The organism is bacterium (genome assembly GCA_035308905.1).
Taxonomy (GTDB): domain Bacteria; phylum Sysuimicrobiota; class Sysuimicrobiia; order Sysuimicrobiales; family Segetimicrobiaceae; genus DASSJF01.
This window is the reverse complement of the sequence record DATGFS010000032.1, coordinates 38,720-64,214: the sequence shown is the minus strand read 5'-3', so window position 1 is coordinate 64,214 and position 25,495 is coordinate 38,720. Positions and strand designations below refer to the sequence as shown.

Here is a 25,495-nt window from a genome sequence, read left to right as displayed (position 1 = left end):
GCCGCGCTACTTCCACGTCGCGTAGATTGCGGCCCACTTCTCGTTCGGCGTGGTCGTGACGCCGTCCAGATGACTGCTCGTCACCATGTAGAAGTTCTGGCTCCACAGGAAGATCCACGGCGCGTCGTTCCAGATCAACTGCTGCGCTTCCTGATAGATGGCCTCGCGCTTCTTCGGGTCGGACGTCGTCTGGCCGGCGAGCAGCAGCTCGTCCACCTTGGCGTCCTTGTAGAACGTCGGCGCGAGGCCCTTCGGCGGCGCCTGCCCTGAATAGAACTGGCCGTACAGCTCGCCGTCCGCGTCGAGATATTGGGTCGCCCACCCGAGCACGAAGATCTGCAGCGGCGTGCGCTCGAGCGGCGTGACCATCCAGCTGACATAGGACGGCCAGTCGGTCGTCTGGATCTGGGCTTTGACCCCGACGTTGGCGAGCTGGGCCGCCACCGCCTGGGCAAACTGGTAGTCCTGGATGTAGCGGCCCGTCGGCGTCCGGAAGTTCAGCGTGAACCCGTTTGGAAACCCGGCCTCGGCGAGCAGCGCTTTGGCCTTGACCGGGTTGAACGGCCAGCCACCGGCCTGGAGCTTCGTGTAGCCGAACAAGAACGGCGTCGTCGGCGATTCGAGCACGGTCGCCAGCCCGAAGAGGACGCTGTGAATGATCGCCTGCTTGTTGACCGCGTAATTGAGCGCCTGCCGGACGCGCGCGTCCTTCAACGGCCCGTATTGCGTGTTGAGGCCGACGAACACGTCGCGGTCGCTCGGCCCCTCGACCACGCGCAGGTTCGCGTCCTTGCGCAGCGCCGGCACGTCCGGGGCGGGCGGCTCGAAGGCCATCTGCACGTCCCCGGCGCGCAGCATCGTCTCGCGGGTGCCGGCGTTCGGGACTACGCGGAACACCACCTCGTCGAAGTACGGCTTGCGGCCCCAGTAGCTCGGGTTGCGGACCAGCGTGACGTGGTCGCCGTGGACCCACTCCTTGAACATGTAGGGCCCCGTGCCCGCGGCGAGCGGGCCCAGCGGAATCTTGTCGTTGCCGATCTTCCGGACCGCCGACGGCGACAGGATTTCGCCCACGCCGCTCGCGATCCGGCCCAGGAGGGTCGGGCTCGGCTGCTTCAGGTGCAGCACGATGGTATACGGGTCCGGGGTGTCGATGCGGCTCGTGTCGATGTCCGTGAAGTAGTAGCGGTTGGGATTGCGCACCGAGGTGTCGAGCCAGCGCTGCACGTTGAACTTCACGGCCTCGGCGTTGAAGTCGGTCCCGTCCTGGAACTTGACGCCCTGGCGCAGCTTGAACGTGTAGGTCAGGCCGTCGCGGCTCACCGTCCAGGACGTCGCAAGCTGCGGCACGAGCTTCGTGTACTGCGGCTCGCCCGGTTTGACGCCGGACCGCTCGTCGTTGGGCCAGACCAGCGAGTCGAACATATAGTCCACGATGTTGGCAATGGTGGTGGTCGTCTGGCCCTCGGGGTCGAGCGTGTCGGCGTCGATGCCGATCGCGACGTGCAACGACGCCGGCGCGGCGGCGCGGCCGCCGCCCGGAATGCCGAGTGTGAAGGCAACCGCGCACGCAACGACCAGCGCGGCGGCGCGATACAGATCGGTCCGCATCATGGGCCCCCCTCGTGTGTCCCGTGCGCGGCCCGGCTCTGGATCTCGGGTCGCGGGATTCGTGTTCGACCCATCGGGCCGCGCGTTCCTGCGGCGGCCCGCTCGGGCGAGACGGGGCGCGGCAGGCGGCGTCGGGGAGGGTTCTTGACGCCCCGTAATCAAGTGTATATACACACGATGACGGCCGCGAACGTGGATCTCTCCCCGACCAGGGCGTGCCGGTGCCTCGCCGCGCGGCGCTACGCGCGCGCCGTGACGAGGCTCTTCGAGCAGCGGCTGCGGCCGCACGGGCTGCGCGCGACGCAGTTCTCCGTGCTCGCCGCGCTCGCGCTCAAAGGCCCGACGTCGATCACGGAGCTCGCCAGCGCGCTGGGCTTGGAGCGAACCACGCTGACCCGCGTCGCCGCCGTGCTCGAGCGCAACGGCTGGGTCAGCGCGGCGCGCGCCGGCGACGCGAGGCGGCGGCCGGTCCGGCTCACCGCGGGCGGGCGGCGCAAGGCCGAGCGGGCGTTTCCGGCGTGGAAAGAAGCGCAGGATCAACTCGAAAGGGGTGGACGATGAGCGGGGTACGGGTCTTGGTCGGTACGCGCAAGGGCGCGTTTATCCTGACGTCCGACGGAAAGCGCAGCCGGTGGGACGTCGCCGGCCCGCACTTCGCGGGCTGGGAGATCTACCACGTCAAAGGCTCGCCGGCCGATCCGAACCGGCTGTACGCCTCGCAGTCGAGCGGCTGGTTCGGTCAGCAGATTCAGCGCTCCGACGACGGAGGGAAGACCTGGGAGCCGGTGGGCAACCAGTTCACGTACGCCGGCGCGACCGGGACGCACCAGTGGTACGACGGCACCCAGCACCCGTGGGAGTTCAAGCGCGTCTGGCATCTCGAGCCGTCGCTCACCGACGCGGACGCCGTGTATGCGGGGGTGGAGGACGCCGCCCTCTTCCGTTCGGCGGACGCGGGGAAAACGTGGGAGGAGCTGCCCGGCCTGCGCGGCCACGGCTCCGGGCCCAACTGGATGCCGGGCGCAGGCGGGATGTGCCTCCACACGATCTTGCTCGACCCCAACGACGCAGCGCGGATGTACATCGCCATCTCGGCGGCGGGCGTCTTCCGCAGCGACGACGGGGCCAAGACGTGGCGGCCGGCGAACCGCGGGCTGCGCTCGGAGCAAATGCCCAATCCGACGGGAGAGGTCGGCCACTGCGTGCACCGGATTGCGATGCACCCCTCGCGGCCGCGCACCCTGTTCATGCAGAAGCATTGGGACGTGATGCGCAGCGACGACGCCGCCGACTCCTGGCACGAGGTCAGCGGCAACCTGCCGACCGACTTCGGGTTCGTCATCGACGTCCATGCGCACGAGCCGCAGACGATCTATGTGCTCCCGATCAAGAGCGACTCCGAGCATTTTCCGCCGGACGGAAAGCTCAGAGTCTACCGCAGCCGGACCGGCGGCAACGAGTGGGAAGCGCTCACGAACGGGCTGCCTCAGCGGGATTGCTACGTCAACGTGCTGCGGGACGCGATGGCCGTCGACTCGCTCGATGCGTGCGGCCTCTACTTCGGCACGACCGGCGGACAGGTGTACGCGTCGTCGGACGGCGGCGGCACGTGGGCGCCGATCGTGCGCGATCTGCCGGCCGTGCTCTCGGTCGAGGTACAGACCCTGGCGTGATCCGGGTCGTTCTGCCCCATCACCTGCGCACGCTCGCGAAGACGGAGCGTGAAGTCGCGCTCGACGTCCGCGGTCCGGTCACGCAGCGGTCGGTGCTCGACGCGCTCGAGGCGCGCTACCCGGTGCTGCGTGGCACGGTGCGCGACCACGTCACGCAGCAGCGCCGGCCGCTCGTCCGGTTCTTTGCGTGCGAGCGCGATCTGTCGCAGGACCCGCCGGATGCCCCCCTCCCCGACACGGTCGCGGCCGGCGAGGAGCCGTTTTTGATCATCGGGGCCATCGCCGGCGGCTAGCGCCGGGCGTGACCGCGGTCGACAGGACCCCGCGGCGGATCCGCGGGAGGTAACCGCATGGAGCAGCGGCCGTTCGGCAAGACCGGACTCTCCGTCTCCGCCCTCGGCTTCGGCGCCGGCGCGGTGGGCGGCCTCATGGTGCGCGGCGACCACGCCGAGCAGACGGCGGCGGTTGCCCGGGCGCTCGACGCCGGCGTCACGTATTTCGATACGGCGCCAAGCTATGGCGACGGCCGGTCTGAAGAGCACCTCGGCCGGGTCTTGCGCGACCTCGGAGCGTGGCGCGACGTCGTCGTCGGGACGAAGGTCCGGCTGCAGCAGCCCGACCTCGACGATCCCGCCGCGGCGATTCAGCGTTCGTGCGAAGCCAGCCTGCGCCGGCTCGGACACGAGTCCGTGGACCTGCTGCAGCTCCACAATCCGATCGCCGAGACTCCTCAGGCCGCGGCGTCCGTTCGAGGCAGCAGCCACGCCATCGGTCTCCAGACCGTGTGCGGGCCGGTCGCGGACGGCATGCGGCGGCTCGTCGCCCGCGGCCTCGTGCGCCACATCGGGATCACCGGCCTCGGGCAGACGGCTGCGGTGCACGCCACGGTGGCCTCCGGCGCGTTCGCCACGACGCAGTCCTATTTCAATGCCCTGAACCCCAGCGGCGGGTATGCGGGGGCCGGCGGCGGTGAGCAGGACTTCGCAGGCCTGATCGGCGCGGCCGCCGCGGCCGGCGTGGGCGTGATCGCGATCCGCGTCATGGCGGCGGGCGCGCTGTCGGCGGTGGCGGGCCGGCATGCCAACGCGGGCGATCCGGGACCGCAGCTGGCCGCCGGCGCCGAATACGGACGCGACCTCGAGCGGGCCGCGGCGATTCGACGGCTCGCCGCGGACCTCGGGTACGAGGGCCCGATGGAACTGGCCCTCCGCTTCGCCCTTGCGGCGCCGGGCATCTCGACCGTTCTCGTAGGTTACTCCGACCGCGGACAGCTCGAAGATGCTCTGCGGTGGACGGAACGCGGACCCGTTCCCGTCGATGTGACGGCCCGGGTCGTGGGCTTGGCGCGCCCGTCGTAGCCGGAGTCGTCAGTCCGCGCGCAGAACGGCCCGGTCAGCGCACCCCCGCGCCGCGCAGGACCGCGCCGAGCGCCAGCCCGGCGATGTACACCCAGCCGAACAGACGATTGTGCACCAGCGACACCCGATGGTACCAGAGCGGCCACCCGACATAGCCCGCGGGCGGCGCGTCCGGCTTCGGCCGGCCCGTCACCGACAGCGCGCGGACCGACCGCGGTAGGGCGACGGCGACCAGCGCCGCGAACGGCGTGATCTGCCGCGCCGCGATGAGGACCGCGACGGCCGCGTACATCGCCACGATCACCGCGCGATTGAGGGCGCGCGCCGGCCGGTCGCCGAGAACGACCGGCAGGGTCCGCTGGCCGTGGACGCGGTCGAAGTCCGCCTGGTCGATGTGCTTGCCGACGAGAATCGACATGACGCCGAGGCCGTACGGGATCGACGCCCAAAAGGCCGGCCCGGACAGCCGGCCGGTGATCACGAAGTACCCGCCGCCCACCATGAGCGGCCCCCAGACGAGAAACGCCGCGATCTCCCCCAGGCCGACGGCCTTGAGCGGCGTCGGCGCCGCGTCGTAGAGATACATCAACAGCAGGCCGGCCGCGGCGAACCCCAACGCGAGCGGGCCGCGCGTGGCCCAGAAATAGACGATGATCGCCGTCCCGAGGGCCGCGAGGATCGCCAGCCCGGCGAGCAGGCTCCGCGCGTCGAGCACCCCGCTCGCTATCGGGTGAATCGTGTACCTGAGGCGCGGCGAGTCGGGCGTGTCGTGGCCTCTCCGGTAGCCGAAGTAGTCGTTGCTGAGGTTGCTGATCGCGTGCGCGATGACGAAGCCGGCGAGGACCAGCACGAACGCGACGGCGTCGAACCGCCCGTCCGCGGCGGCCAGCAGCCCCGCGATGATCGCCGCCTGCGCGGAGATGACGAGGATGACGCTCCGCGCGGAGAACAAGAAGCCCGAGACGGGATCGAGCGCCGCGCGCGCCTCCGCGTGCGGCGGATAGAAGCCCACGAAGGTGCGAAGCCACAGCCGCGGCCCGCTCCTCGCACCTGCGCCGTGCGCCTGTCCGGCCATTACAGCGCCTCCCCGGGGATCAGTGACGCCACCAGCTCGTCGAGGCGCGGCAGGTCCTCTATCGCGGTGAGGAGCGCAAGGGCCCGCTCGCTCTGCTCGCCCGGAAGCACCCGCCGGGCGCAGTCGCGGAACTTGGCGTACAGCTCGTCCGCGGCCAGCGGATTCTGGTGCGCCCCGCGCGGATAGTCCACCCGCCGCTCCAAGACGGTCCCGTCCCGGCGGCGGATTTTGACTACCACGTAGCCCTCCTCGATCGCGTTGAACGCCACGGGAATGCTCGGATCTTCAACCGGACGCACGGCTCTGAGCAGCGCCTGGGCCTCGGGCCGCTGCACCATCTCGTCGGTGAACGTGTCGAGCGTCACCCGGCCGTCCAGGACCGCCGCGGCCACCACGTACGGCAGGCTGAACTTCCCTTCCAGGCCGGTGCGCGGGCGGTTCCGCGTCACCGCGGCGAGTCCCCCGGACGGCACGACCACCTCCGCCGCCTCAACGTCCGCGCCCCGCAGTTCGTATTCCCGCGCGAGGTCGAGCACGGCGTCGGCGGCCCGGTGTGTCGCGTAGCAGCACGGGTACCGCTTCACGTTCATGCCGGGCGAGACCACGTCGTACGGATTGCCGAGCGCGTCGCGAATGCCGTCGGTGGCCGCCTCGCCGTGCGAGAACATCGCGAAATAGCCGAGCGGCGCCTCCAGAATCGTCGTGTCGGCGGTCATGCCCTTGCGCGCCAGCCGCGCCGCGAGGACGCCGCAGCGCGCCGCGTGGCCCGGATGGAACGGCTTCGTCATGGTGCCGAAGTTCTGGCGGCTGCCGGACGCCTCGGAGACCGCGATCCCCAGCGCGTGCTGCAGCGGCTCCGGCGCCAGCCCCAACAGTTTGCCGGCCGCCATCGCCGCCCCGAGGGTCCCGAGCGTGGACGTCGCGTGCCACCCGATCCGGTAGTGCGCGTTCCCCATCGCCCGGCCGAGCTTCGTGATGACCTCCACGCCGATCACGTAGGCTTCGAGCAGCCGGCGGCCGGAAGCGCCCGTGCCCTGCGCCGCCGCGAGCGTGGCCGGCAGGACGACCACGCTCGGGTGGCCGATCACCGACGGACTGACGTCGTCGTAGTCGAGCGCGTGCCCGCTCACCCCGTTGACGAACGCCGCGCCCTCCATCGACGTGCGAAGACGCGCGCCGAGCCGGTCGGCGACCGGAGCCGCGCCCTCCTCGGCGACCGCCTCCGCGACGATGCGCGTGACCGGCTCCGTGGCGCCGGCGAGGATGGCGGCCACCGTGTCGATGATCGCCGACTTGCCCGCTGCCGTCGCGGCCGGAGGCGCGTCGTCGATCGATGTCCGCGCGACCCAGTCGGCGACGTCTCGCGTGAGTCCCATGCGATCCTCCGTTTCGCGGCGTCCCGCCGCTATGCCGCCGGCCGCCGGGCGCCGTCCAGAAACAGCGCGAGTCCGGCGACCGCGACGAGCGCGCCCGTGACCATCCAGAATCGGGACCCGGTCATGAAGCTTCCCGGCAGCACGCGAATGCCTTGAAGGAACCAGACCCCGCCCGCCGCGACCATGATCACCCCGAGAACAGCCTCTGCCCTGCGCATTCTCCCATCTCCTTCTTTCGCTCGAGAGGATATACGCGTCCCGGCCGCCTTTCTCATTTCGCCGCGGTCCGGCCGGCGCCGGCGGACGGGGAGGCGTCGCCGCGAACGCGAACCACGGCAACGAGGTGAGGGCCGATGCCGAAACCCGAACGCGAATTCTTCCGGCCGGATGACGCCGGATGGCAGCCCGTCGTCGGATCGCCCACCATGGGCGCCGGCGGTCCGGGCATCACGCAAAAGATCCTCAGCCGGGACGAGGAGCGTGGGGACATTACGCGGCTGCTCCGGTTCGAGGGCGGCGCGGAGACGACCGGCACCATCGCCCACGACTTCTGGGAAGAGGTGTGGATCCTGGAAGGCGAGTTGGTCGACCTCGGTAAAAAGGAGACCTACACGGCGGGAATGTACGCGTGCCGTCCGCCGGGGATGCCCCACGGCCCGTATCGCGTGCCAAGGGGGTGCATGACGTTGGAATTCCGGTACCACCAGAAACCCTAGCGCCGCGCGCACCGATGACCGTCCTCGACCTGACGCTCAGACAGAACGGCCGCGCTACGCCGGTGCGCTTCGAGGTGCGCCGCGTGATCAACGCCGGCTTCACCGGACGCGACCACGCCGCCGTGCAGCGGCACATCGACGAAATGCGGGCCCACGGCGTGCCGTGTCCGGACCGCACACCGGTCCTCTATCCCAAAATGGCCAACCTGATCACGACGGCGGCGGAGATCGACGTCCTCGGCGCGGAGACCTCGGGCGAGGCGGAGTTTGTGCTCCTCGCGGAGGCGGATCGCGTGCTCGTCGCGACCGGCAGCGACCACACCGACCGCGGGCTCGAACGGGTGACCATCGAGAAGGCCAAGCTCGTGGCGCCCAACGTGATCTCGAGGGACGTCTGGGACCTCGCCGACGTGCGCGAGGTGTGGGACGGCTTGGTGCTGGCCAGCCATACGACGGTGGACGGCCGGCGGATCCAGTACCAGCAGGGCCGGCTGGCGGAGATGATGCCGCCGGACGCGCTCTTATCGCTCGTGCGCGCCCGCGTCGAGGACGGTCTCGCGGGCACCGCGATCTACTCCGGGACGCTGGCCCTGCTCGGCGGCGCGCTCGTGTACGGGGAGCGATTCGAAGTCGAACTGCGCGACGAGCGGCGCGGGCGGGCGCTTCGGTGCGACTACCGCGTCACCCCGATCCGGTGGCTGAAGGGAGCCGAATGATGGCACCGTTGAAATTCGGCGTGTGGGTGCCCACGTACGCCTGGACCGACGCGGGTCCGGAGCGCCTCCGGCGCCTGACGTCCTGCGTGCAGAAATGCGAGCAGCACGGCTTCGACGTCTGGGTGATCGACCATCTGCTGACCGCGCCGGGTCTCTACGGCATGGCGTGGCTCGAGCCGCTCAACGCGCTCGCGTACGCCGCGGCGTTGACGAAACGGGTGAAGCTCGCCACCGGCATTCTGGTGCTGCCGGTACGACATCCGGTGATGCTGGCGAAGGAGATCTCGACGCTCTGCCACCTGTCGGGCGGCCGGTTCGTCTTCGGCATCGGCCCGGGCTGGTACGCGCAGGAGTTCACGGTCACGGGCTCCCGGATCGAGGAGCGCGGCCGCCGCACCGACGAAATCCTGGAAGCGGTCATGCTGCTGCTGACCCGGCCCCACGCGTCCTACCACGGCCGGTACTATCAGTTCGACGACGTGACGATCGACCCGCGGCCGGCCGCGCTGCCCGAGGTCTGGGTGTCCGGCGGGTCCCGCGTCCCCGACCCGGACGAGCACGACGTCCCGTTCATGTCGAAGGCCGTCCTCACCCGCATCGTGAAGGCGGGGAACTGGCTGTCCCGCTGCTCCGGCACGCAGGAGTGGGTCAAGCGCGATTGGGAGCAGATTCAGGCGCACGCGCGGACCATGGGCAAGGATCCCGCGTCGGTCACCTTCGGGCACTGCAACTTCATCCATCTCGTGGAACGAGCGGACCAGGCGAAGGCGCTCGCCGAGTCACGCGAGCCGTTCGTCCGCGTCATGGGCACGCATCGCTCGTACGAGCACCTGCAAGAATGCTACATGATCGGCAGCATCGACGGGATCAACGCGCGGATCGCCGATTTAGCCGGCGCCGGACTCACCTATCTGGTCCTCGGGCCGGTGACCGACGACCCGGCGCAGATCGACCTGATCGCCCGGCACGTGGCGCCCAACTTTGCCTGAGTCGCCGGGCGCGGCGGGCGGCGTCCGGCGCCGCCGGGGCCCTGTCGCATGAGCGGCCGGTACGTCGGCGCGATCGTGCGCCGCCTCGAGGACCCGCGCTTCTTGACCGGCGGCGGCCAGTACGTCGACGATATTCCGGCCGCCGGGTGCCTCCACGCCGCGGTTGTGCGCGCCACCCACGCGCACGCGCGGCTCACGCACGTGGACCTCGCGCGGGCCCGCCGCCACCCCTCGGTCGTCGCCTGCTTCGCTTTTCCCGACCTGTCGGACGCGCTGGTCCCCGTCCCCTCCGCCGGTGTCGCGCCGCCCGCCCTCGAGGCGCGTGTGCGTTTCCAGGTTCGGACCGCATCACAGTTCCCGCTCGCCGCGACGCACGTCCGCTACGTCGGAGAGCCCGTCGCGGTTGTCGTGGCCGACGGCCGCGCCGCTGCGGAAGACGCCGCGGCCCTCGTCGGCGTGGCGTACGAGCCGCTCCCGGTCGTGACCGACGTGGTGCGAGGGCTGGAAGCGGGGGCGCCGCTGATCCACCCGGACTGGGGCGACAACGTCGCCGTCAGCTTCGCGATGCGGGTGGGCGACCCCGACGGCGCCTTCGCCCAGGCACCGGTGCGGGTCCGGGCCACGTTGCACGTCCCGCGTTCTGCCGGAATGCCGCTCGAACCGCGCGGCATCCTCGCCGTTCCCGACCGCCGCGGCGGCGGCATCACCGTCTGGTCGTCGACCCAGGTGCCGTATCTGCTGCAGCGCGCGCTCTCCGACGCCCTACGGATGCCGGCGCACCGGGTCCGCGTGATCGCGCCCGACGTCGGCGGCGGATTTGGCACGAAGTGCTCGGTCTATCCCGAGGACACTCTGATCCCGGTCGTGGCGGCGCGGCTCCGCCGCCCCGTGAAATGGATCGAGACGCGCCGGGAGCACATGCAGGCCGCCACCCATTCACGGGAGCAGGTCCACGAGGCCGAAATCGCCGCGGCCGCGGACGGCGCCATCCTCGGGTTCCGGGACCGCTTCCTGCTGGATCAGGGCGCCTACAATCCGTGGGGCATCGTCCAGCCGTACAACACGGTGGCGCACATGCTCGGACCCTACCGGATCCGGAACGCGGCGTTTGAGGCCCGCTCCGTCGTGACCAACAAGACGCCGCACGCACCCTACCGCGGCGCCGGGCGTCCGGAGGCCGTGTTTGTGATGGAACGCATGCTCGACCTGCTCGCCCGCCGCCTGGAGATCGATCCGGCGGACCTTCGCCGCCGCAACATCATCCGCGGCGACGAAATGCCGTACGACGCCGGATTTCCGTACCGCGACGGACACCCGTGCGTCTACGACAGCGGGGATTTCGCGGCGGCGCTGGAGCGCGCGCTCGATCGCGCCGGCTACGACGCCTTCCGGCGGGAGCAGAAAACACTGCGGGCCCGGGGCGTCCACCGCGGCATCGGGATCGCCGCCTACGTCGAGGGCACCGGCATCGGACCCTACGAGAGTGCGGCCGTCCGCCTGGACTCCTCGGGCAAGGTGCTCGTCGCCACCGGCGCCTGCTCGCAGGGGCAGGGCCATGAGACCACGTTTGCGCAGATCGCCGCGGACGCACTCGGCGTGGGCCTCGACGACGTCACCGTCGTCGGCGGCGACACGCGCGAACTGGCCGCCGGCGTGGGGACGTTCGCCAGCCGCAGCCTCGTGGTGGCCGGCAACGCGGTGGCCGGGGCGGCGCAGGACGTACGGCGGAAGGTGGTGCGGGCCGCGGCCGCCCTGCTCGAGGCGGCCGAGCACGACCTCGACATCGAGGACGGCCGCGTCATCGTGCGGGGCGCTCCGGGCCGCGCGCTGACGCTGGCCGAGGTTGCGCGATCCAGCCTGCCGACGCTCGCGGGCGCGCGCGTGGCCGATCCGATCTTCGCGGCGTCGCGGTACGAGACGGTGCCGACGGTAACCTTCGCGAGCGCCGTCCACGTCGCGATCGTCGAGGTCGACCCCGAGACCGGCACCGTCGCGATCCTCCGCTACGTCGTCGCCCACGACTGCGGCCGGGTGGTCAATCCGCTCATCGTGGAAGGGCAGATCCACGGAGGCCTCGCGCAGGGCATCGGCGGCGGGATGTGCGAGGCCATCGCCTACGACGGCGCCGGACAGCTGTTGTCGGGTTCGCTCATGGACTACGCGGTGCCGAGGGCCCGCGATCTGCCCCGGTTCGAGACCATCCACCTCGAGTATCCGTCGCCGCGAAACCCGTTGGCCGTCAAGGGCGTCGGCGAAGGCGGCGCGATCGCGCCGCCCGCCGCGCTGGCGAACGCGGTGGAGGATGCGCTCGCGCCGTTCGGCGTCCGCATCACGGACGGGCCTTTGACCCCCGGGCGGATCGCCGCGCTGATCGCCTCTACCGTTCGATGACTTGGTAGCTCAGGACATACCGCGTCTCGGCCCGGAGCTGCGACGAGCGGAGCCGGGCCCCCTTGACCGACGTGGAGTCCACGTACACGCCCGCCCTCGCGGCGGAATCGGAGTTCCAGCTCAGGATGACGATCGGGGGCACCGGGTACGCGCGCCGGAACCGGATCGTGCCGAACGGCGCCGCGCCGCCGGGAGCCGTCGCGCCGGTCGTGAACGCCACCGTGCCGGCGACGGCCGTGCAGGTGCAGGCGTCGAGCGTGATGCCCGAGCCCCATTCCGGCATGAACGCCGCGATCGGGGCGGCCGCGCTGATGAATCCGACCGGGCCGGCGCCGCTCTCCTGCGTCGCGATGCGCGTGATGCGGGGAGGGATGACGACGTCCGAGGCCAGTCTGGCGGGAACCGGCAGGCGCACGTCGATCAGCGTGACGACGCTCACGTCATGGGCGGGCCGGGTGATGACCACCGCCGTTCCGTGCGGCGCGTTCGCGATCAATTCGGTGGCAATAATATCGATGGCCTCGGCGTCGGACCCCGAGATCTGCACGGCGACCCGCGTCGGCGCCCCCGGAAAGCCGCCGCCGCCGATCCCGGAGTTCATCACCGTGTCGACGGCGCCGGTGATCTGCAGACAGGCGCGGCCGGTCAGCTGGCCGCAGTTGTGCGCGAAGATATTGTCGAGCGTGCTCTGATAGAAGAGGTTGCCGCCGATCCCCGCGATGATGGCCGATGTCGCGAATTTCGTCGAAATGTTCGTGAGCCGGTCTTCCGCTCCGCCGCCGCGCAGCACGATGCCGTAGTTGAGATACGGGGTCACGCCGTTCGGGGGGCCGTTCACCGTGATCGAGGAGAACGTACACCGGACGCAGGCGCCCGGCAGCAGCAGCCCGCCCGTTTCGGTATTTGTGTCCTGAGTCAGGTCCAGGACGAGATTCTGCACCTGCACCGGGTTCGCCGTCACCAGCACGGCCGGACCGCGTCCCACGAATTTGATCACGCACGCCGCCCGCCCCGCCGACGGCGACCCGACGAAGTCTGTTCCGAGCGTCAGGGTGGCCGACACGAGGTACGTGCCCGACCGGCAAAACACCGGGCGCCCGGCGGAGGACGCCTGGGTCAACGCGGCCTGAATGGCGGCGGTATCATCGGTGACACCGTCCCCGCGCGCGCCGGTGGAGCGCATGTACACCCACGGGGCGTCCAGCGACTCCGGCGCCGCCGCGGCCGGCACCCGCGGGCGTTCGGGCCTCGGGACAAACCCGGAATAGGTCGCGGGCGCCGTCGCAACAAGGATGAACGCGACGATGAGCGAAACCGGAGCCCAGGTTCTCACAAACCGTCCTCCCCGACGGGACCCGCCAAGTTGACATGTCGAACATGCGAGCGCAATCCGGATCGTGTTGTACCCTCGGCCCGGGCGATGCAGACGGGTCCGACGCGCCGCGGCGCCGCGCGCGGCAATTCCACTACAATGAAGCACGAGGTGGGCGGGCATGATCCCAACACTGACGTTCGGGCGGACCGGGCACGGGAGCACACGGACCATCTTCGGCGCGGCGGCGCTGGCGCGGGTCACGCAGGAGGAGGCCGACCCCGTCCTCGAGCTGCTGCTGCGGTACGGGGTCAATCACATCGACGTCGCCGCGAGCTACGGCGACGCCGAACTGCGGCTGGCGCCCTGGCTCAAGACCTACCGCGACCGGTTCTTCCTCGCCACGAAGACCGGCGGACGTACCTACGACGCCGCGAAGCGGCAGATCCATCTCTCCCTCGAGCGCATGGGCGTCGGGCGGATCGACCTGATTCAGCTTCACAACCTGGCCGACCCGATCGACTGGGACACCGCGCTGAGCCCGCGGGGCGCCCTCGACGCCTGCGTCGAGGCGCGGGCGGAGGGCCTCGTGCGGTACATCGGGGTCACCGGGCACGGCTCGCAGATCGCGGCCACCCACCTGCGCAGCCTGGAGCGGTTCGATTTCGACTCGGTGCTACTGCCGTACAACTACCTGATGATGCGGGACCCACACTACGCGGCGATGTTCGAGCGGGTGGCCGCGGTGTGCCGGGACCGGAACGTCGCGGTGCAGACGATCAAGGCCGTCGCGCGCCGTCCCTGGTGGGGCCGCGAGCGCACCCGCACGACCTGGTATCAGCCGCTCGAGGACCCGCGCGACATCGATCTCGCCGTCCACTGGGTGCTCGCGCGCCCCGGCGTGTTCCTCAACACCGTCGGCGATATTGCGCTCCTGCCGTACGTCCTCGACGCCGCGGCCCGGTTCACGGCCGCGCCGGACGAGACGGCCGTGCGCGACGCGGCTGCGCGGTTGGAGATGCTGCCGCTGTTCGTGTAGCGCGGGCGCGAATGACCGATCCGATCGTGGCGCTGGAGCACGTGAGCCGGGGCTACGACGGCGGCCGCATCATCGCCCTGCGCGATGTGACGCTCGCCGTCCGCCCCGGCGAGTTCGTGGCCGTCGTCGGCCCGAGCGGCAGCGGCAAGTCGACCCTCCTCCACCTGCTGTGCGGCCTGGACCGTCCGACGGCCGGCCGCGTGCTGTTCCGCGGCACGGAGCCCGCGTCGCCCGTCGCGTGGACGAAGGTGCGCGCGCGGCACGTCGGCTTCGTCTTCCAGGCGTTCCATCTGTTCCCGACGCTGACGGCGCTCGAGAACGTGGAGATCCCGATGTTTGGCGTGGTGGCCGACCGCGCGGCGCGCCGGCGGCGGGCGCGCGAACTGCTCTGCCGCGTGGGACTCGGCCGGCGGCTCGAGCACCGGCCGGCGGAGCTGTCCGGAGGCGAGCGCCAGCGCGTCGCGATCGCCCGCAGCCTGGCGAATTCGCCGCTCCTCATCGGGGCGGACGAGCCGACCGGCAACCTCGATTCCCGCGCGTCCGGGGACGTCCTCGATCTGCTTGAGGACATTCAGCGGCGGGACGGTACCGTCCTGATCCTCGCCACCCACAACCGGGAGGTCGCCTCGCGCGCCGGGCGCCTCGTTGAATTGGGCGACGGCCGCGTCGTCTCCGACCGATGCGCTTCGTAACCATCCCCGCGCGCAACCTGAGCCGAAGGCCGGTGCGCTCTCTCCTGACCGCGCTCGGCGTGGCGCTGGCCGTCGCGGGGTTCGTCGTCCTCACCGGGTTCTCGCAGGGCATGGAGCGCGCGTGGACCACGAGCCTGATCGAACGGGACGTCCACATGACGGCGGTCCCCCGGGGCACCGTGGAGATCTTGACCGCGTCGATCGACGAATCGGTGACCGCGCGTCTGGCGGCCGTCGACGGGGTCCGCGACGCCTCGGCGGAACTGGCGGATATGGTCATGCTGCCGTCCGGCCAGCCGGTGCTGGCGGTGGGATGGCCGCCCGAAAGCTTTCTCTGGGGAACGCTGCGGCTCAGCGCGGGGCGCCTGCCCGCCGCGATGCCGTCCGACGCCGCGGTGCTGGGTCAGGGGCTCGCCGGCGCGCTGCGGCTCCGGCCCGGCGATACGTTCGGGCTGCTCGGGATGCCGCTTACGGTCGGCGCCGTGTTCCGTCCGAGCGGGGTCATCAACAACAACATGGTCATCGTCCCCCTGCCCACGCTCCAGCGCCTGCTCAACCGGCCGGGCAAAGTGACCGTCCTCGACCTGCGCCTCCTGCAGCCGGGCGATCCGGTGCGGGTGAAAGCCGTTCAAGCCCGGCTGGCCGCCGCGTTTCCCGATCTCACCTTCACGGAAGCCCGGTCGGTCGCCGACAGCAACGATATCCTGCGCCTGATCCGGGCGATGGCCTGGGGCATCTCGCTCATCGCGCTCGCAATGGGACTGTTTGCCGTGCTCAACACGCTGCTCATGTCCGTCACGGAGCGCGTGCGGGAATTCGGCGTGCTGTCGGCCCTCGGCTGGAGCCCCGGGCGTGTCCTCGCGATGGTCATGCTCGAAGGACTCGTCCTGTCGGTCGCCGGCAGCGCGGCCGGGATCGTGTTGGGGATCGGCGGGCTGCGGTGGCTCGCGCAGGCGCCGATGCTGCGCGGCCTCGTGGAACCCGAGACCGGCGCGCGCCTTCTGCTCGAGGTCGCCGCGGTGACCCTCGTCCTGGGGGTGGCCGGCAGCGTCTACCCGGCGGCCCGCGCGGTGCGTGTCCAGCCGGTCGACGCCCTGAAGTACGAGTAGGCCGGCGGCCTTACGCGAACGCGGGGCCCGGCAGCCGCTCGTACCAGGCGGTGATGAACGGATTGAAGAACCGGTGATGCACGACGATCGACCCGTGCACCACCGGATCGTCCGCGTCGGCCGAGGCGACCTCACGAATCGTGGCCCGCGGAAACAGCCGCGCGGCAACGGACGGCGTGCGCAGGGCGGCGAGCGTCGGGGAGGTCGGCACGAACACCCCGTCCTCGTCCTCCGCGAACAGCACGAGCGCCGGACCGTGGAAGATCGGCTCGCGCGCCGGCGGCCACGTGAGGGCCTTGAGGGCCAGCGCGCGCTCGTAGTAGCCGGTGACGGTGATCTCGTGCACCGCGGCCAGCACCTTCGCGATAATCACCGCGTTCCGGTCGTTGAGCAGCCGTGCCGCGCGCTCCCGGCGGAAGAGGCTGCCGAAGGCACGGCGCGCGCGGGCCACCTCGCGCTCGATGCTCCCGTGGTGGTCGCCGAGGAAGAACATGCGGGCGGCGCGCTCGCGCATCGGCGCCGGCCCCGCCGCGTCGCCGTCCAGCCGGACCATGTCGGCGGCGCAGAGCACCGGACTCACCATGACGACGCCGGCGATGCCGAGGCCGGACGCGGCCGCCTGCAGCAGCTTCACCACCAGGCCGGAGCCGAAGCAGATGCTGAAGAGCACCGGCTGCTCTCCGCGCGCATTGAGATGCCGAATGAGCCCGCCGACCTGCGTGAACAACGCCTCGGTACAAAAGCGGTCGCGCGGGTAGTTCACGTAGTAGATATCGCCGTACCGCGCCACGAGATCGCGTTGATACTCGATGGACTCGGTGGCGTCCGGCAGGAATCCGGCGATCACGATCGTCGGGGTTGGGCCCGCCCCGGCCTGCCGGAAGATCTGGCTCTGCGGTTCGCCGCCGGCCGGCGCGGACGCCCGCGGCGAGACGTGCTGAGCGCCGAACGGAAACGGGGTGATGGCGCCGCCGGGAACCGGGCCCTGCGGGCGGCCCGCGTGGGACGGCGCCTGCGATGATCGTGCGGTCATCAGCCGTCCCGCTGGTTCGGCGGGCCGCCGCCGCGCTCCTCTGCGCGCGCCGGATCGAGCGCGCGCGCGGATCCTCGCGACTGTTATTTGCCCTATACTGGGCGCGTGGGCCGGGGGGCAGCGAGGCGGGTGGCGCCGACTCGCGGCGCATCCGCCGTCCGGCCGGCGCTGAGGGGGGAGCGGCGATGGCATCTGCGCCCGAGAATCTTCGGCAGAACGTGGACGGCAGGGACGGCATCCTCACCGTACGCGGAAGCGGTCTCCACCGCAGCTGGAACAACATCCGGTACAAGACGGGGTTGTCCGCCAAGAACGTCGGCGCCGCGCATCTGTCGATGAACGTGGCGACGATCCCGCCCGGCGGCGTCGCCTACGCCCACATCCACGTCGGCTTCGAGGTCATGCTCTACATCCTCGAGGGCCGCGTCCGCCACGAATACGGCCCCAACTGCTCGTTGAGCATCGACAACGAAGCGGGCGATTTCATCTTCATCGAACCGGGGATTCCGCACGAAGTCCGCAACCTCAGCGACTCGGCGCCGGTCGTCGCCGTCGTGGCGCGCTCCGACGCCTCCGAGTGGGAGAACATCATTCCCTACGAAAGGCGGCGCTAGCGGTGCACAATCCCGCGGAGGGGTTCCCGGCGACGCTGGAGATCGACTATCCCGACCGGGAGCTGAACCGGCTCACCACGGCGTTCCGGCTGTTCACCGTCATTCCGATCGCCATCGTCCTGGCGCTCGTGAGCGGCCCGCAGTCCGGCGGCGGCCAGTCCCACCGCGGATTCACGCTGGCGGGCGGCGGGCTCGTGTTTCTGCCCACGGTACTGCTCCTGGTCTTCACGCGGCGGTACCCACGCTGGTGGTTCGATTGGAACCTCGAGCTGACGAGGTTTTTGGCCCGCGTCGGCGCGTATCTGGCGCTGCTGCGCGACGAGTATCCCTCGGCGGAGGACGGACAGGCCGTGCACCTTGCGGTCCCGTATCCGGACGCGGCGCAGGACCTGAACCGCTGGCTGCCGTTGATCAAGTGGTTCCTGGCCATTCCGCATTACATCGTGCTCGCGTTCCTCGGCATCGCGGCGTTCTGCTGCGTCGTCATCGCCTGGTTCGCGATCTTGTTCACGGGCCGCTATCCGCGCTCGCTGTTCGAATTCGTGGTCGGGGTGTTCCGCTGGATGCTGCGGGTGGCGGCCTACGCGTTTCTCCTCACGACCGACCGCTATCCGCCGTTCGGCGTCTCGGCGTGAGACGCGCCAAGAGGGAGCCGCGGCGCTTATCGGCTGAAGTCGACCGCAGTGGTGTTGCCGCCGCTCACGAGGACGCCGACGCGTTCCTCGGGCTCGGGCCGGTAGCGGCCTGAGAGCAGCGCCGCGAGCGCCGCGGCACCGCCGGGCTCGGCCACGACCCGCACGACTTTCCACAGCGCCTCCTGCGCGTGCCGGATCGCCTCGTCGGTGACCAGCACGACCCGGCTGACGTAGCGCTGCGCGATCGGAAACATCAGCTCACCGACGCGACGCGGCGCGAGCGAGTCCGCCGCGAGGCCGCCGGCCTCCGCGTCCACGGGACGGCCCGCGGTCAGCGCCCGGTACAGCGTCGGCGAGGCTTCCGGCTCGACCCCGACGATGTTGATGCCTCCTGCGTACCATGCCGCGATGCCCCCGATCAATCCGCCTCCGCCGACGGCGATCAGCAGCGTGTCGAGGGCCGCGCCCTGCTCCTCCAGTTCCAGGCCGATCGTTCCCTGGCCGAGCAGCGTCTCCACTTGATCGAAGGCGTGGACGGGCAGCGCCCCGCTTCGGGCCACCCAGGCTTCGCTCGCCGCGAGGGCATCCGCGTACCGCTCGCCGCCCACGACGAGATCGGCGCCGTACTCGCGGATGCGGTCGATTTTCGCCGGCGAGGAGATCGCCGGAACGAAGATCCGGGCCGGGACCCCGACCTTCATCGCGGCGTAGGCGACCGCGGCGCCGTGATTGCCGCCGGAGGCCGCGGCGACCCCGACCTTCGGAACGTCCCGGCCCAACAGGTTGGCGAACGCGCCCCGCGCCTTGAAGGAGCCGGAGTGTTGGAACAGCTCCAGCTTGAGCGTGATCCGGAAGGGATCCAGGCCGAAGTCCGCGCCGCTCACGTCCATGATGGGCGTACGGCGGATATGCGGTTTGATCAGCGCATAGGTCGCCGCGATCCGTGCCTGGGTGAAGCCGCCGTCGGGTGCGTCCGCCATGCCGCTTGACATCTTATTGGAAAGTTCACAAAGTTACAAAGCATTCAAACGTCGGGAGGCCGGCGCCGGCTTTGAGTTTATCGTTTACCGGCCGCCGGTCGGCCGGAAGGATCGATCGCGTGAGCACGACATTCGGGGAAGCGTGGTTTCTGGAACTCGCCGGCTGCCTGGACGAGGTGCGCGAGACCGCCGCCACGTCCGCGAAGGTCGGCCGGCTCGCGCGGTATCTGGCAACGCTCTCCGACGACGACCTGCGGCGCGCGTGCACGTTTCTCGCCGGGCGGCCCTTTCCACCGGGGGACGGCCGCCGCCTCGGCATGGGCTGGGCCGCGATCGCGCAGGTCCTCCGGGACCTCACCCGGGTGCCGGAGGCGGAGATGCACGCGGCGTACCGCGCCCACGGCGACCTCGGCGATACCGCGGCCATCCTGCTCGCGCGATACCCGCCCGCGGCCGGGCTCTTTGCGAGCCGGATCACACTCGAGCGGATCGAGCGGGACTTCGTCGCGATCGCGGCCGCCCAGGGCCAGGCATCGCGCCGCGCCAAGTCGGCGGCCCTCGCGGACCTGCTCGGCCGCGCGTCTCCGCGGGAAGCGGCGTATCTGATCAAGATCATGACGTCCGACATGCGGATCGGACTGCGGGAGGGGCTGCTCCTGCCCGCGATCGCGGCGGCCTTCGGGCGCGACGCCGCGACCGTGCGGCAGGGGGCGCTCCTCATCGCCGAGCCGGGGGAGATCGCGGTCCGCGCGCGCGCCGGGACGCTGGACCGCGTGTCGCTGGTGCCGGGCCGCCCCTTCCGTTTCATGCTGGCCAGCCCGCTCGACGCCCCCGCGGATGCCTTCGATGACCGGACGCCGGTCCTGTGGGTCGAGGACAAGTACGACGGCATCCGGGTGCAGGCGCACCGCACGCCGGACGGCGTGGTGATGCTCTCCCGCACCCTCGACAACGTGACGGCGGCGTTTCCGGAGATTCCTCCGGCGCTCGCCTCACGCGACGGCGCCTACATCGTCGACGGTGAAGTCGTCGCGTGGCAGAACGACCGCGCGCTGGCATTCGGCCGGCTGCAGCAGCGCCTGCAGCGCCGGAATCCCGGCGCGCTCGTCGGCGAGATCCCCGTCGTGCTCGTGGCATTCGACCTGGTGCATCTCGATGGGCGCGACCTGCTCGGCGCGCCGCTCACAGAGCGGCGCGCGGCCCTCGAAGCCCTCCGCCTCCCCCCGCCGGTGAGACTCAGCACCGCAAGCGAGGCCGCGACCGCCGCCGACCTCGCGCAGCGCTTCGCCGAGGCGCGCGCCGCGGGCAACGAGGGGATCGTGATGAAGCGCCCGGACGCACCGTACCAGCCCGGCCGCCGCGGGCGGCTGTGGACCAAATGGAAGCCAGGCGTCGGCACGCTCGACGTCGTGGTGGTCGCGGCCGAATACGGCCATGGGAAGCGCGCCGGCGTGCTGTCCGATTATACGTTCGCGGTCCGCGACGGCAGCCGGCTCGCCACGATTGGAAAGGCGTACTCGGGCCTCACGGACGCGGAGATCAAGGAGCTGACGGCGTGGTTCCTCGCGCACACGCGTCAGGACCTCGGCTTCATGCGCACCGTGGATCCCGAGGTCGTGCTGGAGGTCGCCTTCGACGCGATCACGCGGAGCGACCGGCACGACTCCGGCTTCGCGCTGCGATTTCCGCGGATCGTCCGGATCCGCGGGGACAAGCCGCCGGAGGAGATCAACACGCTCGACGACGTGCGCGAGTTGTTCGCCCGCCTGACGTCACACGCCGCCGGGCCGGCGGCCGGCATCCATGCAGTCGACGACGGCGCGATGCCGCCGGAGTCCGACGCCGGCAGAAGGTGTTCAAGAACAGATAATGGAAATTTCGGCCAAAATTGAAACCCCCGCAAGACATCAATCTTCAAGAGCGGGCTCGTCTGGAGCCGGGGTGGGGGAAACCTGGTTGAATCAGGTGTGCGCTGACAACAAGTCGAAAAGCCGAAACGGAAATTCCAGTTCATCGGTCGCGACAGCAAGACAAACGGTTCGGGGGACTCGCACGGTCGGTGCAACAATCTTGGTCACCTTGCTGGCACTCAGCACGTTCGCCGGCGAAAGCCACGCTCGCGAAGTGTACTTCATCGACGTCCATAGCCAAGTCGATCGTCAGGTGGATTCCCAAACCGTCGTGGCGCTGCTTAATCAGGGCGGCGTCCGGGAAACCATTCTCTCTTCGACGGGCAACGCGTCGCAGGATAAAGTGCTCGACCTCGCGCGCCGCAACCCCGCCCAGATCATCGCGGCCGTTCGCACGAAGGGGTATATGACCACCACACCGCCGGACCGTTATCGTCAGACCGTCGATGCTCAGGTGCGGTCCCGTGCCTACGGCGCGATGGCGGAAGTGCTGGTGTACCATGCCGCTAAGGCGGCGGAGGGAGGACGGGTCAATTTCCCGGAGGTGTCCGTCGAACCTGACGACCCGCGCGTTCTCTTTGCGCTCGATCTGGCGATTCGCAATCGCTGGCCATTCATCATTCACATCGAGTTCGCCGCGCTGCCCACAGCGCAACGCACCGTTTTCATGACCAAATTCGAAGCGCTGTTGGCCAAGTATCCGGACGAACCCTTCGCTCTGATCCACATGGGCCAACTCGATGCGTCGGAGGTTGGGCGTCTGATCGCAGCCCATCCGAACGTATGTTTCATCGCATCGACTTCCAACCCGATCACGGCCAATCGGGGCAACCAGCCGTGGACCAATATGTTTGCAGGCCGGCGGTTGGCCGCGGAATGGAAGGCGCTTCTCGTCGGTCACCCCGACCGCTTCTTGCTTGCCTTCGACAATGTCGTAGCCCCCAGTTGGGGACAGCAGTATCTGGGCCAGATCGCACTCTGGCGCGGTGCCCTCGCCGACCTACCGGACGATGTCGCCGACTCGTTCGCTCACGGCAACGCCGAGCGGCTTTGGCATCTTCCGCGGCGGACGGCGCCATAAGATCATCGCGCAGGGAACGGCGCGGCCGATCATCGAAGTCTACGGGCGAAGATTCCGCGCACGCGCTCGTCACTCGCGGCAACACCAACGCCCCGGAGGTGGGAAGATGCCGTTGTACGTCCGGCGTGAGGACATTGCGAACGATACCGTCACGACGCAGTACACCAACATGTCCACCCAGATGGTGTACGGGAACGAGAGCTGCCTGATGCTGGCGACGCGCCCCGGGGGATATCATTCGCACCCGCACAAGCACGATACGGAGCAGATGAACTACGTCATCGACGGCGAGATCTGGGTCTTCGTCGAGGACAAGTTCTTCCTGGTCAAGGCCGGCGACTATTACCGCATCCCGCGCAACGCCGTGCACTGGGGATGGATCACCTCGGACAAGCCCTGCACGATCCTGGAGGTCTTCGCGCCGACGTACCTCGGCGGGACGCATCCGAACGCCGCGGGGCTGTACGACCAGGGCGAACAGCCCGGAAAGATCCCGGACATCAAGACGGAAGCGGTGTCCGACGACTACATGAAGGTCGAGCAGAAGCTGCCGATCAAGCGGTAGGAGCGCTACCGCTCCGCGTCCTGGGCGATCAGCTCCGTGCTGAGGGCTTCGGCCAGACCGTCGACGAGCGCGTGAAACTCCGGCGTATGCCGGGCGTGGACGTCCCGCGGCCGCGGCAGCGGCACGGCCACGTCCGCACGCAGGCGGCCCGGCCGCCGGGACATCAGCAGCACGCGGTCGGCGAGGAACACCGCCTCCTCGATCTGGTGCGTCACGAAGAGCACGGTCTTCTTCCGGCGCAGCCAGATACGCTGCAGCTCCGCCTGCATCGATTCCCGCGTCAGCATGTCGAGCGCGCTGAACGGCTCGTCCATCAGCAGGACTTCGGGGTCCACCGCCAGCGCCCGGGCCAGGTTCACGCGCTGCCGCATCCCGCCGGACAGCTGGTGCGGGTAGGCGCGCTCGAACCCGCTCAGCCCCACAAGGTCCACCAGATCCTGCACGGTGCCCGCGGTGTGCGCCCGCGGAATCCGCCGCACCTCCAGGCCGAAGGCGACGTTCGCCAGCACGGTCCGCCACGGGAACAGCGAATCGCTTTGAAACACCATCGCCACCCGCCGGTCCACCCCGGTGAGCTGCCGCCCGCCGATCGTGATGCGGCCGCCGGCCGGGGTCTGCAGGCCCGCCATGCAGCGCAGCACTGTCGTCTTGCCGCAGCCGCTCGGCCCGACGAGGGCGACGAACTGCCCCTCCTCGACGCCGAAGCTCACGTGGTCGAGAACAAGGAGCGGCGGCGCGCTCGTGCGCTCGAACGCGACCGTGAGGTTGTCGACGCTGAGCTCCGTCGACTTCCCTACACGACCGACTGCGTGCGCCACGGCGCCATCCTCCGCTCGAGCTGGCGTATCAAACTGGTGACGACCACCCCCATCAGGGCGAGGACCATGATGCCGACGAAGAGCAGCGGGGTATTGAACACGGACGCCGCGTTCTGGATCATCAGCCCGACGCCTTTGCTCGCGCCGCCGAACAGCTCCGCGACGAAGATGCCGATCACCCCGCGGCCCACGCCGATTCGCGCGCCCGAGAGAATGAACGAGAGCGACCACGGCACCATGACCTTCCGGAGGATGTCGAGCCGGCCCGCGCCCATGCTCGTCGCTACTTCCAGCAGCGAGCGGTCCGTCGAGCGGATGCCGGCCACCGTCCCGATCGTCACCGGAAAAACGACGAGCAGCGCGATGATGATCGTCTTCGACCACAGCCCGATCCCGAACCAGATGATGAGCAGCGGCGTCAGCGCGACAAGCGGCGCCGTGTAGGCCGCGGAGACCCACGGATCGATGTACTCGGCGGCCCGCGGGCTGGCGCCGAGCACCACCCCCAGCAGGACGCCGGCGGCGAAGCCAAGCGCGGAGCCGACCGCGAAATATGAGAGGCTGACCTTAAGATTATCGAGCAACTCGCCGCTGCGGACGACTTCGATCGACGCCTTCAGCACCTCGCCCGGAGCGGGTAGAAAGAGCGCATTCCGCACGACCGCCGCGGCGAAGAACTGCCACACCGCGATGCCGATCAGACCGCTGATGACGACGCGGCCCCATCGAAGCGGCAGGCTTCGAGTGCTCACCGCAGCTCCGGGATGAGAAACGTCTCGCGCTCCAGCACCGGGCGGTCGTCCAGGAGAAACCGCGCGCCCCGGAAGCCAAGGTCGAGGTGAAGCTGCGTGCGGTTGCCCCCGCCGAGGTCGGCATTCGAGCCGAAGGCCAGCGTGACCGCCCCGTAGACGCCCCGGACCTCCGCGCCCCGCGTGTGATAGTGCGCGTAGCGGTCGAGCGCGTCGTAGCGGGCGCGAGGATCACATCCCCACCCGATGTGCGAGATGCGGTCCGCGTCGGTGCCCGCTCCACGGGCGAAATGATCGCGCAGCAGCACCACGTCGAGTCCCTCGCCGTCCATCCGGGTGATCCGACCGTGCTCTACCGTGAAGCGCACCGGGCTTCCCACATAGCGGTGGCCGATGAAATCGCCGGGCGTGAGGACGAGAGTGCCCCGCGCCGTGTCCTCGGCCGGTGCGACGACCACCTGCGCGGTCGGCCAGTGATCCCACCGGCCGGGCAGATCCGCGAACCCGTACTGCATGAACACCGGGCGGTCGCCCCGGTCCACCGACAGGTCGGTGCCGGCCGGCGTCGTCACCTGCAGCCGGCGGCTCGCGCCGATGACGCGTGCACCCGCTTCTACGCGGGCTTTGATTTCCCGCGTCGGGAACAGCCGCTGCAGCACTTCGATCGGCTCGCGCACGCGCAGCATGCGCGTCCCGTGCGAGAGCATCTCGACCTGCCGTTCGGAGTGCAGGAAGCCGATCGAGGTGAGGTCGACAACGAAATCCATCCGCTGCATCAGGTCAATGATGTGCTCGTACGGGACCAGCTTCTCCGTCCGGCGGCGCGCCGCCATCTCCGGCGTCCCCTCGACGAACGGCACGACCACCTGCGCCACCTCGGCGCCGATCTCCAGCACGGCTCCAAAACAGGCCGCCACGTAGTGCGGGTTGGTGGACGCGTCGGAGACGATCAGCGCCTTCTCCGACGGCCGGAGGTTGCACAGCAGCAGCTCTTCGCGGAACAGCACCACGGCTTCCGCGCCGACGAGCGACGAGAGCGGAAACTGGACCATG

Annotated in this window: 26 protein-coding genes; 16 read left to right on the top strand and 10 right to left on the bottom strand. The window is 70.0% G+C overall.

Translation table 11 applies throughout. The annotated features are described in order from the left end of the window. Positions 1 to 6: 6 nt before the first annotated feature. On the bottom strand, positions 7 to 1,614 hold the full coding sequence (locus VKT83_10340; GenBank protein HLY22852.1) for an ABC transporter substrate-binding protein: 1,608 nt from the start codon (positions 1,612 to 1,614) through the stop codon (positions 7 to 9). A gap of 174 nt (positions 1,615 to 1,788) precedes the next feature. On the opposite strand from VKT83_10340, the gene VKT83_10335 reads away from it, so the two are divergent. The 4 genes from VKT83_10335 to VKT83_10320 are packed head-to-tail and all read left to right on the top strand — an operon-like array spanning position 1,789 to position 4,642. Next, the gene (locus tag VKT83_10335) at positions 1,789 to 2,172 is read left to right on the top strand and encodes a MarR family transcriptional regulator (GenBank protein HLY22851.1); all 384 of its coding nucleotides are present in this window, start codon (positions 1,789 to 1,791) and stop codon (positions 2,170 to 2,172) included. Then, a complete protein-coding gene (locus tag VKT83_10330; GenBank protein HLY22850.1) occupies positions 2,169 to 3,284 on the top strand; it encodes an exo-alpha-sialidase in 1,116 nt (371 codons plus the stop codon). Before VKT83_10335 ends, VKT83_10330 begins: the two co-directional genes overlap by 4 nt. Further along, positions 3,281 to 3,577 carry a MoaD/ThiS family protein gene (locus VKT83_10325; protein ID HLY22849.1) on the top strand — a complete coding sequence of 99 codons (297 nt, stop codon included), beginning with the start codon at positions 3,281 to 3,283 and terminating at the stop codon, positions 3,575 to 3,577. The genes VKT83_10330 and VKT83_10325 overlap by 4 nt, the downstream gene beginning before the upstream one ends. Positions 3,578 to 3,634: 57 nt before the next feature. Next, a complete protein-coding gene (locus VKT83_10320) occupies positions 3,635 to 4,642 on the top strand; it encodes an aldo/keto reductase (protein HLY22848.1) in 1,008 nt (335 codons plus the stop codon). Positions 4,643 to 4,676: 34 nt separating this feature from the next. Here VKT83_10320 and VKT83_10315 read toward each other — a convergent pair whose 3' ends face one another. Genes VKT83_10315 through VKT83_10305 form a run of 3 tightly spaced genes read right to left on the bottom strand, consistent with a single transcriptional unit; the run spans position 4,677 to position 7,311 of the window. Further along, entirely contained in the window at positions 4,677 to 5,717 is a 1,041-nt protein-coding gene (locus VKT83_10315) for a prenyltransferase (GenBank protein HLY22847.1), read from the bottom strand. After that, positions 5,717 to 7,093: an MmgE/PrpD family protein gene (locus VKT83_10310; GenBank protein HLY22846.1), complete on the bottom strand. Its 1,377-nt coding sequence runs from the start codon at positions 7,091 to 7,093 to the stop codon at positions 5,717 to 5,719. The genes VKT83_10315 and VKT83_10310 overlap by 1 nt, the downstream gene beginning before the upstream one ends. A gap of 29 nt (positions 7,094 to 7,122) precedes the next feature. Further along, entirely contained in the window at positions 7,123 to 7,311 is a 189-nt protein-coding gene (locus tag VKT83_10305; protein ID HLY22845.1) for a hypothetical protein, read from the bottom strand. A 135-nt stretch (positions 7,312 to 7,446) separates the two neighbouring features. Between VKT83_10305 and VKT83_10300 the strand changes: the two genes are divergently transcribed. The 4 genes from VKT83_10300 to VKT83_10285 are packed head-to-tail and all read left to right on the top strand — an operon-like array spanning position 7,447 to position 11,905. Next, the gene (locus VKT83_10300) at positions 7,447 to 7,809 is read left to right on the top strand and encodes a cupin domain-containing protein (GenBank protein ID HLY22844.1); all 363 of its coding nucleotides are present in this window, start codon (positions 7,447 to 7,449) and stop codon (positions 7,807 to 7,809) included. Between the two features lie 14 nt (positions 7,810 to 7,823). Then, complete coding sequence (locus VKT83_10295) at positions 7,824 to 8,525, top strand: DUF2848 family protein (protein ID HLY22843.1); 702 nt, start codon at positions 7,824 to 7,826, stop codon at positions 8,523 to 8,525. Next, the gene (locus VKT83_10290) at positions 8,522 to 9,514 is read left to right on the top strand and encodes a TIGR03619 family F420-dependent LLM class oxidoreductase (GenBank protein HLY22842.1); all 993 of its coding nucleotides are present in this window, start codon (positions 8,522 to 8,524) and stop codon (positions 9,512 to 9,514) included. The genes VKT83_10295 and VKT83_10290 overlap by 4 nt, the downstream gene beginning before the upstream one ends. Before the next feature lie 48 nt (positions 9,515 to 9,562). Beyond that, complete coding sequence (locus VKT83_10285) at positions 9,563 to 11,905, top strand: xanthine dehydrogenase family protein molybdopterin-binding subunit (GenBank protein ID HLY22841.1); 2,343 nt, start codon at positions 9,563 to 9,565, stop codon at positions 11,903 to 11,905. Here VKT83_10285 and VKT83_10280 read toward each other — a convergent pair. Further along, entirely contained in the window at positions 11,892 to 13,238 is a 1,347-nt protein-coding gene (locus tag VKT83_10280) for a glycosyl hydrolase family 28-related protein (GenBank protein ID HLY22840.1), read from the bottom strand. The two genes, VKT83_10285 and VKT83_10280, sit on opposite strands and share 14 nt — an antisense overlap. A 160-nt stretch (positions 13,239 to 13,398) precedes the next feature. Here VKT83_10280 and VKT83_10275 point away from each other — a divergent pair, with 160 nt between their 5' ends. The 3 genes from VKT83_10275 to VKT83_10265 are packed head-to-tail and all read left to right on the top strand — an operon-like array spanning position 13,399 to position 16,057. Then, positions 13,399 to 14,256: an aldo/keto reductase gene (locus VKT83_10275; protein ID HLY22839.1), complete on the top strand. Its 858-nt coding sequence runs from the start codon at positions 13,399 to 13,401 to the stop codon at positions 14,254 to 14,256. An 11-nt stretch (positions 14,257 to 14,267) separates the two neighbouring features. Next, on the top strand, positions 14,268 to 14,948 hold the full coding sequence (locus tag VKT83_10270; protein HLY22838.1) for an ABC transporter ATP-binding protein: 681 nt from the start codon (positions 14,268 to 14,270) through the stop codon (positions 14,946 to 14,948). A 32-nt stretch (positions 14,949 to 14,980) separates the two neighbouring features. After that, complete coding sequence (locus tag VKT83_10265) at positions 14,981 to 16,057, top strand: ABC transporter permease (protein HLY22837.1); 1,077 nt, start codon at positions 14,981 to 14,983, stop codon at positions 16,055 to 16,057. Positions 16,058 to 16,067: 10 nt separating this feature from the next. On the opposite strand, the gene VKT83_10260 is transcribed toward VKT83_10265, so the two are convergent. Further along, the gene (locus VKT83_10260; protein ID HLY22836.1) at positions 16,068 to 17,090 is read right to left on the bottom strand and encodes an alpha/beta hydrolase; all 1,023 of its coding nucleotides are present in this window, start codon (positions 17,088 to 17,090) and stop codon (positions 16,068 to 16,070) included. A gap of 185 nt (positions 17,091 to 17,275) precedes the next feature. On the opposite strand from VKT83_10260, the gene VKT83_10255 reads away from it, so the two are divergent. Further along, positions 17,276 to 17,704 (top strand): cupin domain-containing protein, encoded by a 429-nt coding sequence (locus VKT83_10255; protein HLY22835.1) that lies wholly within the window; start codon positions 17,276 to 17,278, stop codon positions 17,702 to 17,704. A 2-nt stretch (positions 17,705 to 17,706) separates the two neighbouring features. Next, entirely contained in the window at positions 17,707 to 18,339 is a 633-nt protein-coding gene (locus tag VKT83_10250) for a DUF4389 domain-containing protein (GenBank protein ID HLY22834.1), read from the top strand. 26 nt (positions 18,340 to 18,365) lie between these two features. Here VKT83_10250 and VKT83_10245 read toward each other — a convergent pair whose 3' ends face one another. Continuing rightward, positions 18,366 to 19,319, bottom strand: a complete 954-nt coding sequence (locus tag VKT83_10245; GenBank protein ID HLY22833.1) for a threonine/serine dehydratase — start codon at positions 19,317 to 19,319, stop codon at positions 18,366 to 18,368. 119 nt (positions 19,320 to 19,438) lie between these two features. On the opposite strand from VKT83_10245, the gene VKT83_10240 reads away from it, so the two are divergent. The 3 genes from VKT83_10240 (at position 19,439) to VKT83_10230 (ending at position 22,875) form a co-directional block, all read left to right on the top strand. Beyond that, entirely contained in the window at positions 19,439 to 21,211 is a 1,773-nt protein-coding gene (locus VKT83_10240) for an ATP-dependent DNA ligase (GenBank protein HLY22832.1), read from the top strand. A gap of 178 nt (positions 21,212 to 21,389) precedes the next feature. Next, complete coding sequence (locus tag VKT83_10235) at positions 21,390 to 22,310, top strand: amidohydrolase family protein (protein ID HLY22831.1); 921 nt, start codon at positions 21,390 to 21,392, stop codon at positions 22,308 to 22,310. Between the two features lie 106 nt (positions 22,311 to 22,416). Continuing rightward, positions 22,417 to 22,875 (top strand): cupin domain-containing protein, encoded by a 459-nt coding sequence (locus tag VKT83_10230; protein HLY22830.1) that lies wholly within the window; start codon positions 22,417 to 22,419, stop codon positions 22,873 to 22,875. Between the two features lie 5 nt (positions 22,876 to 22,880). Here the strand turns inward: VKT83_10230 and VKT83_10225 are convergent, their stop codons facing one another. From VKT83_10225 to VKT83_10215, 3 genes are read right to left on the bottom strand one after another with little or no spacing between them, the layout of a single operon-like run. Then, on the bottom strand, positions 22,881 to 23,693 hold the full coding sequence (locus tag VKT83_10225; GenBank protein HLY22829.1) for an ABC transporter ATP-binding protein: 813 nt from the start codon (positions 23,691 to 23,693) through the stop codon (positions 22,881 to 22,883). Next, positions 23,669 to 24,445 (bottom strand): ABC transporter permease, encoded by a 777-nt coding sequence (locus VKT83_10220; GenBank protein HLY22828.1) that lies wholly within the window; start codon positions 24,443 to 24,445, stop codon positions 23,669 to 23,671. Before VKT83_10220 ends, VKT83_10225 begins: the two co-directional genes overlap by 25 nt. Beyond that, positions 24,442 to 25,494, bottom strand: coding sequence for a hypothetical protein (locus tag VKT83_10215; protein HLY22827.1), 1,053 nt, complete (start codon positions 25,492 to 25,494; stop codon positions 24,442 to 24,444). Before VKT83_10215 ends, VKT83_10220 begins: the two co-directional genes overlap by 4 nt. Between the last annotated feature and the right edge of the window lies 1 nt (position 25,495).

Bases quoted from the DNA above. Each gene is read 5' to 3' on its own strand.
- VKT83_10340 (HLY22852.1), bottom strand. From the start codon at position 1,614: ATGATGCGGACCGATCTGTATCGCGCCGCCGCGCTGGTCGTTGCGTGC.
- VKT83_10335 (HLY22851.1), top strand. From the start codon at position 1,789: ATGACGGCCGCGAACGTGGATCTCTCCCCGACCAGGGCGTGCCGGTGC.
- VKT83_10330 (HLY22850.1), top strand. From the start codon at position 2,169: ATGAGCGGGGTACGGGTCTTGGTCGGTACGCGCAAGGGCGCGTTTATC.
- VKT83_10320 (HLY22848.1), top strand. From the start codon at position 3,635: ATGGAGCAGCGGCCGTTCGGCAAGACCGGACTCTCCGTCTCCGCCCTC.
- VKT83_10315 (HLY22847.1), bottom strand. From the start codon at position 5,717: ATGGCCGGACAGGCGCACGGCGCAGGTGCGAGGAGCGGGCCGCGGCTG.
- VKT83_10310 (HLY22846.1), bottom strand. From the start codon at position 7,093: ATGGGACTCACGCGAGACGTCGCCGACTGGGTCGCGCGGACATCGATC.
- VKT83_10305 (HLY22845.1), bottom strand. From the start codon at position 7,311: ATGCGCAGGGCAGAGGCTGTTCTCGGGGTGATCATGGTCGCGGCGGGC.
- VKT83_10300 (HLY22844.1), top strand. From the start codon at position 7,447: ATGCCGAAACCCGAACGCGAATTCTTCCGGCCGGATGACGCCGGATGG.
- VKT83_10295 (HLY22843.1), top strand. From the start codon at position 7,824: ATGACCGTCCTCGACCTGACGCTCAGACAGAACGGCCGCGCTACGCCG.
- VKT83_10290 (HLY22842.1), top strand. From the start codon at position 8,522: ATGATGGCACCGTTGAAATTCGGCGTGTGGGTGCCCACGTACGCCTGG.
- VKT83_10285 (HLY22841.1), top strand. From the start codon at position 9,563: ATGAGCGGCCGGTACGTCGGCGCGATCGTGCGCCGCCTCGAGGACCCG.
- VKT83_10275 (HLY22839.1), top strand. From the start codon at position 13,399: ATGATCCCAACACTGACGTTCGGGCGGACCGGGCACGGGAGCACACGG.
- VKT83_10270 (HLY22838.1), top strand. From the start codon at position 14,268: ATGACCGATCCGATCGTGGCGCTGGAGCACGTGAGCCGGGGCTACGAC.
- VKT83_10260 (HLY22836.1), bottom strand. From the start codon at position 17,090: ATGACCGCACGATCATCGCAGGCGCCGTCCCACGCGGGCCGCCCGCAG.
- VKT83_10255 (HLY22835.1), top strand. From the start codon at position 17,276: ATGGCATCTGCGCCCGAGAATCTTCGGCAGAACGTGGACGGCAGGGAC.
- VKT83_10245 (HLY22833.1), bottom strand. From the start codon at position 19,319: ATGGCGGACGCACCCGACGGCGGCTTCACCCAGGCACGGATCGCGGCG.
- VKT83_10230 (HLY22830.1), top strand. From the start codon at position 22,417: ATGCCGTTGTACGTCCGGCGTGAGGACATTGCGAACGATACCGTCACG.
- VKT83_10215 (HLY22827.1), bottom strand. From the start codon at position 25,494: ATGGTCCAGTTTCCGCTCTCGTCGCTCGTCGGCGCGGAAGCCGTGGTG.